Below are 13,341 nucleotides of genomic sequence, written 5' to 3' on the forward strand. Positions count from 1 at the left end.
GACATATCAACGACGAGGAGGCCCAACTTGTACCACCCAGATGGGGGTAGCGGCCTCTACGGTACGTAGGGATGGGAGCGTTCACATCCCCTCTGCGACATCCGCACATCACCTGGAAACGAGCACGCAATATCGCTCCGAGATAATGGGGGGATGCACGACCGACACTCCGGTTACGCCGTTGCGTCAGACCGCGCCTTCCTGGCCGGTTCTCCCACCGCGGCCAGCGCCCCCCTGCGCGGCCGCGACGACATCACGTCGTCCCTCATCGCGTCCATCAACCGGTCCCTCACGGACGCGCCCACTCCTGCGCTCATCCGCGGGCGCGCCGGCATGGGAAAGACTCGACTTCTCGCGGAGATTCTCGCGTTCGCCGAGGAACAGGGATGGTCCACCCTCACCGTCACCCCGGATGTTGACTCCGGCGCAGTCCCCCTGGGAACGCTCACCGAGGCGATGCTGCGTGGCACCCCACCGCTGGTGACGGAGGTGGAGCTGCGACCGGTCCTCGGCACGGGGGAAGCGCAGTACTGGATCACACGCCTTCTGACCGACAGAGTGGAGTCGGCGGCGACGACCACTGGCGGCGTGGTTGTCGTCGTCGACGACCTGCAGTGGCTGGATGCCGCATCGGTGGGGATTCTGTTGCGGTCGGCGGCCGCGCTGGCGGATCAGCCAGTCGCGTGGGTGCTTGCCAGCCGGTCAGGGCAGTTCCGGGCAGCGCACGCGCGAGTCGCCGAGTATGTCGAGCGCACCGGCACGGTCGTTGATCTCGAGCCTGTCGCGGCCGACGCTGCGCTCGAGATCGCCTCCGACCTCGCTGGCGCGGCCCTCGGACCCAAGCTCGAAGCCGCTCTCGAACGAACCTCGCACATCCCGCTCCTCGTCGTCGAACTCGTACGCGGCCTCCAAGAGGAGGCGCTCCTCGAGGCTCATGACGGTGTCGTGGATGCTATCGGCACCACTGTTCCCGCGAGGTTCGGGGCGGCGTCACGACAGCGCGTCGCTCATCTGTCTGACGACGCTTTGACATTCGCCCAGGTTGCGAGCTTGTTCGGCAGGAGGTTCCGCCTCTCCGACGTCTTGACCGCGACCGGCGCCACCGCTGTGACCTCGATGCCCGTGGTGCGGGAACTGCTGGGCGCTGACTTCTTGACAGAAGACGGGACAACGCTCGCCTTCGTCCACGACACGATCCGAGAAGCCGTCGAGGCGACAATCCCCGCATCCGTCCGCAAGGTCATGCTGCGGGAAGTGGCCCACCTCCGTCTCGCTTCCGGCGAGCCGGCCTCCGCTGTCGCCACTGCAGTTGTGGAGGCGGCGGAACCCGGCGACCAGCAATCGTTCGCTCTGATCCGTGACGCCGCGCAGCAATTGGCAGCATCCGACACCTCACAGGCCGCCGACCTCGCGGCGGCCGCACTGCACCTCGCCAACAACATCCCTGCGTTGGCGGAGGCCAGCACCGAGCTTCTGCCGTACCTGTGGGCCGACGGACGCCATACCGAGGCGGACAACGCGACGCAGGCCCTCACGCCCTATCTCTCACCAGAGTCCCGCGCGCGCGTCCTTCTCGGTGCTGCCCGTCGCCAGACCGAGTCCTCCTTCGACCAAGCTATTGCGACCTGTGATGAGGCGCTCGCGCTGGGAAACATCGAGCGCTCGACACGAGCCGATCTCCTCGCTGTGCGCGCGCTGAACTGCGCGAACAAGGCCGACTTCGTCGAGCTCACTCGCACACTTGTGCTCGCGCGCGAGGTCGCCGACCCCGACGTCGACCACGAAGCGCTGGCCACGGTCGACGCGACAGAATCCGTGTACGCCTTCAACAGCAACCGGTTCGATGACGCGGTCGCCCTCATGCAGGCTGCGTCGAAGCGCGCTGCTCTCGCCGGGCTCGATCCCGCGCGATGGGTGCCGGAAGGGCTGTGGGACGCGTTCCTCCACAACTCGAAGGGGGACGTCACCCACGCCCTCGAACTGGTGGACGAGGGGCTGCGCTCCGCGCTCGCGTCCAAAGCCGCCGTCGCCGAGGCCTACTGGATGATGGTTCGCGCCCGCGTGCTGCATGATCTCGGCCGACTGGACGAGGCGAAGCTGCAAGCCGAGTCGGTACTCTCTCTTGCTAGCGAACTCGGACTCGGTGACTTCGCGAATGCGACCGCTGGCATCGTCCTGTTCCGGATTGCGCTCCGCACCGGCGACACCGCCCTGCGTCAGCAGTCAGAGCCCATCGTCGTGGCTCTGGCATCCGGCGGTGGTGTCGTGCGGGCGGGCCAGTGGATGCTCGTCCTGCGAGCTCTGAACGACGGCAATGTGGACGACGCGGTGGCGCACAGTGCGCTGGCGCGGGAGTCGCTTCACGACCCGATCCCTGCGATGACCACCCCCTCCGACTTCGCGGACGACCTTCTCCTCATGGAGGTGGCGATCCGGTCCGATGATGATGGACTCGCTCGGGAGGTCATCACGCGAGCCCGCGCCCGGTACGACCGCAATCCCGACAGCGCATACTGCCGAGCCATCCTTCAGGCCGCTGAAGGCTGCCACGCTCGTGACGCGGACCTCCTGACTGAGGCCGCGACAACCCTTCGGCAGTTGGACAGACCGCTCATCCTCGCTCTGGTCCTCGAATTCGTCGGGGCCGCGCAAACCAACGCGGAACCGGCCGTGTCGGCGCTTGACGAGGCGCTCGTGATCTACGAGAACGCGGGAGCGCATCGCGACGTCAATCGGGTCCTGCAGTCTCTCCGGCATCGCGGAGTGCGCCGGCGCGCGCACTCGCAAGGCGATCCGCAGATGCTCTCACCGCGTGAGCAGCAAGTGCTCGAGCGCGTAGCGGCCGGAGCGACAACTCAGCAGATCGCGGATGCGCTGTTCATGTCGCCCCATACGGTTGTCTCGCACATTCGCCATATCTACGCGAAATCAGGCGTCAACTCGAGGAAGGCTCTTCGCGAGTGGCATGGAAAGCGCCTAGCGCGCTCTCAGGCACAGCTCACGCGTGAATCTGGTTCCATGCGCTGATCTGAGCACCCGCCAGGCGGAAGCTCGCGAACCCCATCACCTCAACTGTCGACGTACCGGGGAGCCGCAGCCGCAGTCGCTGCTCGGTCAGCACCGTGTCGCCGCAGACCGCGACGGACTGGAGGTCGGTGGTCCACTGGTCGAAGTTCGCGTGCAGATCGGCAATCATCCGCGTGACGGCGGGGCGTCCCCACACGCTCTTGCTCGCAGACGGCCGATAGACGACGTCCTCCGCGAGGAACGGGTGCAGCTCGGTGTGTGCCCGGTCGTTGAGGAGCGCGACGAAGTCCCGCACGATGAGCTCGCGTTCGAGTTGTTGAATTCCGGTGAGTGCCTCGCGGCCGATGGCGTCCATGATGTCTCCGTTCAGGTCGTGTGGCACCCACGGTAGGACCGGTGGAGACCGAGCCCATCCGACGTCCGTTCAGTCCACTATGGACAGTTCGTGCAGGGTTGCCGCGCACGCCGGAGCGGGCGTCGAGCGTCGCATGCACTCTCGTCACGTGTCGGAGGAGGATCGCCCCATGCGCCGTCAGGATGGAGCAGATGACCACTGTGAGAGGAAGCAGGCGGGCGATGAACAGTGCCGAAACGGGTCCGACGCAGGCGCCGGGTGCCCCACTCACCGCGAACGCGGTCTTCCTGGTCGTGACCATCGCGCCCAACGGCATCGACACCGTGCGCGACGTCCTCGGCGATCTCTCCGATTCGATGAAGGCCATCACCTTCCGGTTTCCTGACGCCGCACTGACGTGCACGGTCGGCATCGGCAACAACGTATGGGCGCCGCTGATGAAGAGCGCTCCGCCAGCTCAGCTTCGTCCCTTCACGCCCGTCGCCGGCGCGGTACACACGGCCCCCGCCACCGAAGGCGACCTCCTCTTCCACATCAGAGCAGAGCGTGCCGATGTTTGCTTCTTCTTCGAGAAGCGACTGCTGATCGACCTCGGGGCTGCAGTACAGGTCATCGATGAGACCGTGGGCTTCCGCTCCTTCGACCGCCGTGACCTACTGGGATTCGTCGATGGAACGGCGAACCCTGTCGGACCGGAAGTCGACGAGGCAGTGCTCGTAGGCGACGAGGACCCCGCCCACGCCGGCGGTACCTACGTCGTCACCCAGAAGTACGTTCACGCGATGGCCGCGTGGGATTCGCTGCCCGTCGACACGCAGGAGCGGATCCTCGGGCGCACAAAGGTGGACGGCATCGAGCTGGATGACGCCCCCGCGGGCCAACAGTCGCACAAGTCCTTGGCGACCATCGAAGACGAACAGGGAGTCGAGCACGACATCATCCGCGACAACATGCCTTTCGGCAGCCCGGGTGCGGGCGAGTTCGGCACCTACTTCCTCGGATACAGCCGCAACCTCTGGGTCATCCAGCAGATGCTCGAGCGGATGTTCGTCGGAGAGCCGGCGGGGATGCACGACCGGCTGCTGGACTTCTCGACTGCCCTGACCGGTTCGGTGTTCTTCGCTCCCTCCGCCGCAGAGCTCGACGCGCTCGGCGCTGAGTGAACGCAGCCATCTGGCGGCAACTGTTCGCCCTCCGCCCAGCGACCCATCAGTGGCCGGGTGCGCTGCAAGCGGCGACCGCCATCACCGTTCCACCTCTCCTCGGATTGCTCGTCGGCGAACCGCGCTGGGGATCGGTCGCGTCCATCGGTGCTCTCATCGTCCTGCACCTCCCGGACCGGTCACGCAGAGAACGCGCTGTTGCACTGCCCATCATCGCCGCCGCACTGCTCCTGGCCGCGGGCATCGGCGCCCTTCTGGGCACCGCGCTGATCCCCGGCCTCATCGCCATGTCGGTCATCGCCATCGGCGGGTCGTTCCTCGCGCAGGCTCTCTCGGTCGGTCCGCCGGGTGCGTTGTTCCTCGTCCTCATCACGGGCTCCGCCGGTCAGCTCGTCGCCCCCATAGCCAAGGGCGGAGCCGGAATGAGCTATCTCGAGGTCATCGCCTCGCTCGCCGGCGGTGCGCTTGTCGGCTACCTTGTCGTGGTGCTGCCGCTCGTGGTGCCGACCATCCGGGCCAGTGACCAGGTCATCTTCGCGCGACGCACGCCCTGGCGCTTTGCAGTCCCCGCAACGGTGCGCGTGGTCATCGCTCGCATCGCCGTCGCCGCAGTGCTCGCTGTACCGGTCAGCGCGTTCCTCGGCCTGCACCATGCGGCGTGGGTGATGCTGGCGTGCCTCGGAATCCTGCAGAAAGACGCCGACGTCCACTCCGCGGCCCTGCGCGGCGTACAGCGGCTCATCGGCACGGGCCTCGCCATCCTCCTCGTCGCCGTCCTCGCGGTCATCGAGCCCCAAGGGTTCGCGCGCATCGCATGGGCCGCCGGGCTGATCTTCGCCTTCGAGCTCCTCCTACGCCGGAACCTCACGTGGGCTCTCGCGGCCGTCACACCGATGGCGGTTCTCCTCGCCTCCGCGGGAGGACAGTCCATCGGCGAGGTCGCGGACGAACGCGTGATGGACACGGTCGCTGGCGCGGCGATTGCGGCGCTCGTCCTCATCGGGGCCGTCGTGGTCGAACGCCGGCGGAGTACCGCCGGTTCGACACATGTCGGATGACCTTCGAACGCTCGGCCTACGGAAGTCCGCTCCCTCGCGAGCACAGTGAGAGTACGCACAGAAAGGGCCGACCATGCCAGAGATCCTGCAACCAGGAGAACGCGCACCACAGTTCACTCTCCGGGTGACCGCCGACCAGTCGCTGAGCTCGGATGAGCTCCTCGGCAGCCCGGTGGTCCTCGCGTTCTACCCTGCCGACTGGAGCCCCGTCTGCGGTGACCAGCTGTCCGTCATCAACGAGGCTCTGCCGCTGATCCGCGCCCGGGGCGCTCAGGTCGTCGCCGTGTCCGTCGACAACGTGTGGTCGCACGAGGCGTTCACCTCGGCCCACTCACTGCACTTTCCGCTGCTCAGCGACTTCGAGCCGAAGGGGGCGGTCGCCCGACTCTTCGGTGCATACGACGACACCGTCGGCGAAGCCCGCAGAGCCCTCTTCATCATCGACTCCGCGGGCATCATCGCCTGGAGCTACCTCGCCCCCGTCGCCGTCAATCCTGGCGTCGACGGGGTTCTCGACGCCCTCGACACACTCACCCACCACTGAAAGGAGAGGACGATGTCCTCACTTCGCGTTCCTGTCTCCCCTCACGACCACACCTCGGGCCCCGCCGACGCGGCGGTGGTCCTCGTCGAGTACGGCGACTACCAGTGCCCCTACTGCGGTGCCGCGTATCCCGTGGTCAAGGAGCTGCTCGCCGCCTACGAGGGGAAGGTACGCTTCGTCTTCCGGAACTTCCCTCTCGCTGAGGTTCACCCGGAGGCGGTCGACGCCGCCTTCGTCGCCGAGTTCGCCGCCGAGCACGGGAAGTTCTGGGAGGCACACGACCTGCTGTTCGAACACCAGCAGCAGCTGGGCCCCGACCTCTACGCGACGATCTGTGAGCGCCTCGGCCTGCCGCTGGACGAACTCCGTACGGCCGTGACCGAGGGCCGATACCTCTCTCGGATCCGCGCCGACGAGGAAGGCGGCATCCGCAGCGGGGTGAACGGGACGCCGACGTTCTTCCTCAACGGCCACCGCCTCGACAGCGGCACCGAAGGCCTCGCTCAGGCGCTGGCTGGTGTGATTCAGCGCTCCGCCTGAGAGATCACAGCGAAGGGCCGCCGGGTAGACCCCGGCGGCCCTTTCGATGGTCAGCGCGCGATGCGACGCATCCGCAATGCGGCCGCCACCGTGACGATCCCCACCAGGACGACGAACACCAGAAGCACGGTGATCTGCGGCAGCACCGTCAGGGCGCCGCCGATGGCGAGGACCGGGATGGCCAGGCCGCAATAGGCGACGAGGAACATAGCGGCGAGCGTCTCGCCCCGGCGACCCGGTTCCGCGATCTCGGATGCCGTGGCCAGCGCACATTTGAACAGGGCGCCGACGCCCGCGCCGCCGATGATCCCGCCGAGGAGGAACAGCGCGAGCGAAGGGGCGACAGCCCCACCGGCGATGGCGAGCAGCCCGATACCGCAGGCGACGGCGGCGAACAGCAGCTGCGTACGGCGAGCCACCCGGGCGAGAAGAACCTGAGCAGCGGCGGCGGACCCGAAGACGAGGAAGACCGTGATGCCGGCCATCAGGTGCCCGTCTTCCTCGAAGATGCCGACGAGGATCGAGGGTGCGAGAGACGTGAACAGTCCGAAAAGTGCGAAGCCGGCGAATGCCGCGAAGGCCGCCGCGACGAAGTTGCCGCGGAATGCCGCGGGGACCGCGACCTTCTGCGGACGATACGCGCGCCGAGTTGGGGTGACGGTCTCCGGGACGAGAGCGACCGCGATGGCCAGGAGGATGAGGACGACGGCGAACACCGTGTGTGGCAGGTGCAGTGGGTCCGGCAGGAAGTCCGCGAACAATCCGCCGATGAGGGGACCGAGCGCGAGGCCCCCGAGGTTGGCCCCGCCGGCGACGGATGCCGCGACGATGGCGTTCTCATCCGGCCGAGCGCGAGCCCTCAGCTCACCGAGGTGCGCGGTCGCCGTCGCGGTGAGCACACCGATGCTGACTCCGTTGACGACGCGAGCCACCAGCAGACCCGGCACGTCGGTGAACACCATGAACAGCACCGCCGACAGCGCGGAGATGAGGATGGCGATGACGAGCATCCGGCGCCTGCCCATCCAGTCGCTGACGTGCCCGAGCAGGAACAGGCTCGCGACGACGCCGACCGCGTACGCCGCGAACACCACGGTCACGACGGAGACGGGGAACCCGTCGAGCTGCTGGTACAGCGGATACAGGGGTGTGGGGACGGTGGAGTACGCCATCACCAGGAGAAACGCGACCGCCACCACCCAGAACGGCGTGGTGCGGTGAACGGTGTCGGAGTGTGTGGAGGCCATCGCCTGCAGCTTTCTCTATGGGTGAGTGGTGATGCAAGGACGGCGCCGGAGGGTGCCCCTCCGGCGCCGTCTCCCGCCTCGAGCCCGATCCCGGGGCGGCGTCTCTGCTTATCGCAGGGGGGTGATGCCCTGAGAGCCGCGCGGGAAGGTCGCGAGAACGGCCGGGTCGATGTTGAGGTGCGCCGAGACGAGCTGCGGCGGCACGTGGGACAGCCAGTTGGCGAGGGAGATCTCCTCGTACTTGTCGGTGCGGAACACCTCGAGGAACTGCAGCACATCGTCGCCGGTGTTCTCGATGTAGTGGCCGAAGTTCTTGCGAACGACGCCCACATCACCCGGACGGAAGTCGGTGGTGTTCGCGTGCGGGCCGGTGTTGAACACGGTCATCCGGGCGGAACCGCGGAGGTAGTACTGCCACTCGTCGGCATTCGGGTGCCAGTGCAGCTCCCGCATGGAGCCCGGCTCGACGGTGACGAGGGCCGCGGCGACCGTCGACGAGTACTTGTAGTTGGTGGAGTCGGCGATCTGGATCGACCCTCCCGTGTTCTCGTAGAGCGGCTTCGAGCGAGAGAGACGGAAGATGACCGGCTCCATCCCCCACTCGACACCGGCCGCAGCCTGGTCGACCTCAAGTGCCGGGGGCTCGTCGCCGGGGAAGATCCAGAGGTTGTGGAGCGGGATGTCCGAGAACACCTCCTGTGCGACACCGAAGTTCTTCGCCAGCACCTCGGGAGGGGTGTGCGCGAACCAGTCGGTCAGCAGCAGCGTGTTCGACTCGGACTGGTCGCCGTCGTCGAAAGCGAGGACGAACTCCGCGCCGTCAGGACCGAGTCCCTGGAGGGAGTGGGGGGTCCCGGCGGGGAAGAACCACAGGTCGCCCTCCTCCACGTCCTCCACTGCGGGGAGACCCGAGCGGCTGAGCGTGGTCACTCGCGCCTTGCCGCGGGTCATGACCGCCCACTCGGCGGTCTGGTGCCAGTGGAGCTCGCGGATGCCGCCGGGCTCGAGGTACATGTTCACTCCGGCGATCTCGTCGGAGATGTGGAAGTCCTGCTTCGTCAGCTCACGCGCCCAGCCGCCCCGTTGCACGCGACGGGGCGAGATGTTGAACGACGACCAGAAGAACGGCTGCGTGCTGATGTCGGTCGCCGGCGCATGCACCTGGTTCGGGAACTGCGACTCGATGGCCTCGTTCTGCGGACCCGTCATCGTGTTGCTCTGTGGGCGGTCAGCGATGTTGATCTCGCCTTCCTGCGGCAGGTCGGGGTTACCCAGCGTGGGAACCTCATGCCCGATGGGGACGTTCTCGGACGAATCCATGGCTTGCTCCTTCGTGACGAATCCGGACGGTACTCAGGAGTCTGGCAACGCCCAGCGGTGCCCGACAGGGATAGCTGACGAACGTGCACTCGACACTCGTCGGACGCCGTGGACGTTGTCGTTCGCTTGGGTGGAGTGACCCTCAGGAGGTTTCATGTCGCTTGCCCATGCCCCGTCACTTCGTCGCTACCCGTTGCTGGAAACGGTGTGGGCGTCGGCGTCACTCGCCTTCGTCTCCGGACTGCTTGATGCGTGGACGTTCGGTCAGGTCGGCACGTTCGCGACAGTGCAGTCCGGGAACCTCATCTCCCTCGGCTACTTCACCGCAGAGGGAAACGTCGGACGCGCGCTCCTCGCCGCGAGCTCGGTTCTCGTCTTCGCGCTCGGAGCCTTCGTGTGCAGCATCACGATCCTCTGGCTTTCCCGGCGAGAGAGGTCGTACTCCGCGCCCGTCCTTCTCGGCGAGGTCGTGTTTATCGCGGTCCTCCCCGTGCTGAGCGTCGGCCGCGTCGTCGAGCCGATGTGGATCGCGTGGGCCATCAGTTTCATCGCCGGAGTTCAGGGCAACGCCTTCCACCGTGAAGCGGGGATGCTCTACGGGAACATCGCCGTCACCTCCGTCATTCAGATGGCGGCGAGTCTGCTGGGGCGGGCGGTCGGGCGGCGTATCGCGGACGATGGCGAACGGCATGTGCGGCCTGCGGGCGCGTACCTTGCCGTTCTTCTCGCGTTCGCCGTCGGAGGCGGCGGCGGGTTTCTGCTGAATCGCGGGTGGGAGGGTTCGTCCCTCGCAGTTGCTGCGGTTGTGCTCGCTGCGTTGTGGACGTGCGCAGTGCGTGGTCGTGGCGCCATCGACCCCGCACAGAACGCCCCTACGCCGTAGCCGGTTGTGAGGGGCGCTGGTTGTCGATGCAGAACTCGACAACCGTCTGAGCCGGACGCGGACCCGGACACCTACCTTGGTGTCACCGAGACCACAGAAAGTAGGCCCATATGTCCTCGCACCTGGGTGAGAACCACCGCAAGACACTCCGTCAGATCACCGCGCACCCGACCAGCAGCAATGTCAAATGGCACGATGTCCTGTCCCTGCTCCGGGCTGTTGGAGATGTCACCGTCGAGCACAACAGCAAGGTCAAGGTCACGGTGGGCACCGAGACCATCGTGGTGTCCCCTCCTCAGCAGAGGACCGTCGAGGAGGACTTTCTCATCGAGCTCCGCCACCTCCTCCACGCCGCCGACTACGCACCCGCCAACAACTGACGTCACGGATGGAGCACATCATGAAGACCTCCGCATCGCCCGCCGCCAACCTGACCGGCTCCGTCGACCAGCGCCTGTGGCAGCTATCGGTCACTCCGAAGGCTGGGCAGACAGCCGACTGGCTTCGGCAGCAGCTCGACTCCGCGCTCGAGGCGTGGGCGAAAGACCGCACGGCTCTCGACATCGACCGCGAAGGTCGCGTCGACTTCTGACGGGCGTCGGGCACTGACTTGTTTTCTCACCGTGTAGTTGTCGCCAGTGGACGCGAGTGAGTGACGACCTTCCAGAGAACAGGTTCGGGCTCGCCTGGTGGCACATACACGAGGTAGCACGGATGATTCCCCTTGCCTTCCGCGCGGAAGCGCCACGAAGTGAACTTAGGTCCCACCGCCCAGTGCGCTGCGTTCTTCGCCATACCGCGACTAGCGCGCTAATGACCGCCAGCGAATCTCTTCGGCAAGCATTCGTCGACGGGACTGCGGAAGGCAAGACACTCACCGTCCGGCCCGCGGCCGATAGCACAGCTCGCCGACCGCGCACCACTCCAGCGATGGCCGCTTGACCGGTACAAGGGCAGCCTTCTGCCCGCTCGGTGGAGAGCGCCCCGCCAAGTAGAGGATCACGCGACAGACGACAGAGGACAGCGGTTGAACGGACCGCTCAACGCCCCCGGAATCACGCGGCAAAACACCTTCCGCGTACAACCCACATCAGCAGAAGGCCGCTCTTCGGAGCGGCCTTCGTCGTTGGGCGGCCCAGAGCTCGCCGGCCTGCGTCGCGCGGACGTCGGCGATTGCCGTGCCGGCGGTTCGAGAGCACGATGTCTGACATGGGACTAGCGGACTACCCGGTGAGGGCTTCCATCGGCGTCACCGATATCGGACGAGCGGCCGCCTTCTATGAAGGGGTGCTGGGCCTCGCCGCCGAGCGGAGCGGACCGAGCGCCGGCATCGCGGAGGGCGCTCGGTTCTACGCCTGCGGCGACGGGACCATGCTCAACGTGTTCGAGACGCCGACCGCGGGGTCGACGCGCTCGACAGTCGCCACGTGGTACGTCGACGACCTCGATGCGGTCGTGGCGGAGCTGACGGCTGCGGGAGCCGAGTTCGTCCGCTACGACGGTTTCGGCCAGAACGCGGCCGGCATCGGCCCTCGGGCGGGCGGTGGGCGGATCGCCTGGGTCGAGGACCCGGACGGGAACACGCTCGCCATCGAATCCGACAGCTGAGGCCTTCCGGCGACACCTCAGGCGAGACGTCTCGGGGCAGCACGGATGACAGACGGTAGCCTGGACGGGTGCCCTCCCTCGTCTCCGCCGGTTCGACGCGCGCCCCGCAGCGCCTGTCGTCGGCGACGCCGATGACGGAGTGGATGCGCGTCGTGCTGCACCCGGGGACGAACGGGTGGACGAGCGTGTGGGGCACCCTCTCGCACGGTGAGATCGCGGGCTGCCCGCCGCCACGGGGCTAGCCGCGCCGGATGGCGCGGCCTGTTCGCATCGACCGCCCATCTCTCCCGTGAGGTACCCCTGTGTCTTCGTCGTCCCCTGCCCGTTTCCGTCTCGCGCCGCATGAGCTGTGGCGCGGTATCCGCTCCACCGCCCGCAGCGAGGTGCTCGGTGGTGCGCTGCTGCTCGCGGCGACCGTCGCGGCCCTGATCCTCGCCAACTCCCCCGCCGCACCCTGGTACGAGGCCGTGCGCGACGTGCGCTTCGGCATCCCCGAGCTCCACCTGGAGCTGAGCGTCGGCGCGTGGGCCGCCGACGGGCTGCTCGCCGTGTTCTTCTTCGTCGTCGGGCTGGAGCTCAAGGAGGAGTTCGTCGCCGGGCGACTCCGTGACCCGCGCCGCGCCGCGCTGCCCATCGCGGCGGCCGTCGGCGGGGTGGTCGTGCCCGCGCTGCTGTTCCTCGCGGTCAACGCCGCGGCCGGTCCCGAGGTGCTGCGCGGCTGGGCGATCCCCACCGCGACCGACATCGCGTTCGCGGTGGCCGTGCTCGCGGTGGTCGGCCGGTTCCTCCCCCCGGCGCTGCGCGTGTTCCTGCTGACCCTCGCCATCATCGACGACCTCATCGCCATCACGATCATCGCGACGTTCTACACCGAGACGATCCAGGCGCCGTGGCTCATCCTCGCGCTGCTGCCGCTCGCCGGGTTCGCGCTCGCGGTGCAGAACGGCGTGCGCTCCTGGTGGCTGCTGCTCCCCCTCGCGGTGGCCGTGTGGGTGTGCGTGCACGCGTCGGGGGTGCACGCCACGGTCGCCGGTGTGCTGCTCGGGTTCCTCGTGCCCGTGCGAGCCACCGCACGCACGCGCGTGCAGACCGGTACCGATGCGGACGGCGCCCCGGTGTACGACGGGCTGGCGGCGCACTTCGCCGACCGCTGGGGTGTCGTGGCCACGCTGTTCGCCGTGCCGGTGTTCGCGTTCTTCGCCGCGGGAGTCGACATCGGTGGAATGGACGGCCTCGTCTCCGCGCTGACCGACCCGATCACGGTCGGCATCGTCGTGGGACTCGTCGTCGGCAAGCCGGTGGGCATCCTGCTGACGACCTTCCTCCTCAGCCGCGTTCGGGCGCTGCGTCTCGACGAGACGCTGCGCTGGCCCGACCTGGCCGGCATGTCGCTGCTCGCCGGGATCGGCTTCACCGTGTCTCTCCTGGTCGGCGAGCTGGCTTACGGCAGCAGCAGCGTCGCCGACGATCACGTGAAGATCGGGGTGCTGGTCGGGTCCCTCGTCGCGGCGGTGCTCGGCGGTGTGGTCCTGGCGCTGCGCGGTCGGCGGGCCCGGAGCGCTGCGCGGGACCGGGCGGAGGCATGACGGCCTCGCG

The 13,341-nt window shown here is 67.6% G+C and carries 14 protein-coding genes; 11 read left to right on the forward strand and 3 right to left on the reverse strand.

Annotated elements, in window-relative coordinates; genetic code table 11:
• Window positions 1-153 precede the first annotated feature (153 nt).
• Window positions 154-3,027: a helix-turn-helix transcriptional regulator gene (locus tag DW309_RS15015; protein WP_136045828.1), complete on the forward strand. Its 2,874-nt coding sequence runs from the start codon at window positions 154-156 to the stop codon at window positions 3,025-3,027.
• Here DW309_RS15015 and DW309_RS15020 read toward each other — a convergent pair.
• Window positions 2,999-3,382 carry a nuclear transport factor 2 family protein gene (locus tag DW309_RS15020; protein ID WP_136045829.1) on the reverse strand — a complete coding sequence of 128 codons (384 nt, stop codon included), beginning with the start codon at window positions 3,380-3,382 and terminating at the stop codon, window positions 2,999-3,001. The genes DW309_RS15015 and DW309_RS15020 overlap by 29 nt on opposite strands.
• Window positions 3,383-3,564: 182 nt before the next feature.
• Here DW309_RS15020 and DW309_RS15025 point away from each other — a divergent pair, with 182 nt between their 5' ends.
• From DW309_RS15025 to DW309_RS15040, 4 genes are all read left to right on the forward strand, one after another.
• Window positions 3,565-4,545 (forward strand): Dyp-type peroxidase, encoded by a 981-nt coding sequence (locus tag DW309_RS15025; protein WP_136045830.1) that lies wholly within the window; start codon window positions 3,565-3,567, stop codon window positions 4,543-4,545.
• On the forward strand, window positions 4,542-5,603 hold the full coding sequence (locus DW309_RS15030; protein ID WP_136045831.1) for an FUSC family protein: 1,062 nt from the start codon (window positions 4,542-4,544) through the stop codon (window positions 5,601-5,603). The genes DW309_RS15025 and DW309_RS15030 overlap by 4 nt, the downstream gene beginning before the upstream one ends.
• Window positions 5,604-5,676: 73 nt before the next feature.
• Window positions 5,677-6,147 (forward strand): redoxin domain-containing protein, encoded by a 471-nt coding sequence (locus DW309_RS15035; protein ID WP_058630786.1) that lies wholly within the window; start codon window positions 5,677-5,679, stop codon window positions 6,145-6,147.
• A 12-nt stretch (window positions 6,148-6,159) separates the two neighbouring features.
• Window positions 6,160-6,687 (forward strand): DsbA family protein, encoded by a 528-nt coding sequence (locus DW309_RS15040; RefSeq protein ID WP_136045832.1) that lies wholly within the window; start codon window positions 6,160-6,162, stop codon window positions 6,685-6,687.
• Between the two features lie 50 nt (window positions 6,688-6,737).
• Here DW309_RS15040 and DW309_RS15045 read toward each other — a convergent pair whose 3' ends face one another.
• Together DW309_RS15045 and DW309_RS15050 are read right to left on the reverse strand one after the other, a co-directional pair.
• The gene (locus DW309_RS15045; RefSeq protein ID WP_136045833.1) at window positions 6,738-7,934 is read right to left on the reverse strand and encodes an MFS transporter; all 1,197 of its coding nucleotides are present in this window, start codon (window positions 7,932-7,934) and stop codon (window positions 6,738-6,740) included.
• 108 nt (window positions 7,935-8,042) lie between these two features.
• Window positions 8,043-9,254 carry a cupin domain-containing protein gene (locus DW309_RS15050; RefSeq protein WP_136045834.1) on the reverse strand — a complete coding sequence of 404 codons (1,212 nt, stop codon included), beginning with the start codon at window positions 9,252-9,254 and terminating at the stop codon, window positions 8,043-8,045.
• Window positions 9,255-9,408: 154 nt separating this feature from the next.
• On the opposite strand from DW309_RS15050, the gene DW309_RS15055 reads away from it, so the two are divergent.
• The 6 genes from DW309_RS15055 to nhaA all read left to right on the forward strand — a co-directional run bounded on the left by DW309_RS15055 (window position 9,409) and on the right by nhaA (window position 13,331).
• Window positions 9,409-10,137, forward strand: coding sequence for a YoaK family protein (locus tag DW309_RS15055; RefSeq protein ID WP_136045835.1), 729 nt, complete (start codon window positions 9,409-9,411; stop codon window positions 10,135-10,137).
• A gap of 110 nt (window positions 10,138-10,247) precedes the next feature.
• Window positions 10,248-10,517: a hypothetical protein gene (locus DW309_RS15060; protein WP_136045836.1), complete on the forward strand. Its 270-nt coding sequence runs from the start codon at window positions 10,248-10,250 to the stop codon at window positions 10,515-10,517.
• Between the two features lie 20 nt (window positions 10,518-10,537).
• Window positions 10,538-10,729: a hypothetical protein gene (locus DW309_RS15065; RefSeq protein WP_136045837.1), complete on the forward strand. Its 192-nt coding sequence runs from the start codon at window positions 10,538-10,540 to the stop codon at window positions 10,727-10,729.
• Between the two features lie 617 nt (window positions 10,730-11,346).
• The gene (locus DW309_RS15070) at window positions 11,347-11,745 is read left to right on the forward strand and encodes a VOC family protein (protein WP_136032544.1); all 399 of its coding nucleotides are present in this window, start codon (window positions 11,347-11,349) and stop codon (window positions 11,743-11,745) included.
• Between the two features lie 68 nt (window positions 11,746-11,813).
• Entirely contained in the window at window positions 11,814-11,987 is a 174-nt protein-coding gene (locus tag DW309_RS19745; protein ID WP_168387297.1) for a hypothetical protein, read from the forward strand.
• Between the two features lie 60 nt (window positions 11,988-12,047).
• The gene (gene nhaA, locus DW309_RS15075; RefSeq protein ID WP_136045838.1) at window positions 12,048-13,331 is read left to right on the forward strand and encodes a Na+/H+ antiporter NhaA; all 1,284 of its coding nucleotides are present in this window, start codon (window positions 12,048-12,050) and stop codon (window positions 13,329-13,331) included.
• Window positions 13,332-13,341 lie beyond the last annotated feature (10 nt).

Source organism: Microbacterium sp. K41, assembly GCF_004794395.1.
In the GTDB taxonomy this organism is placed as follows: domain Bacteria; phylum Actinomycetota; class Actinomycetes; order Actinomycetales; family Microbacteriaceae; genus Microbacterium; species Microbacterium sufflavum.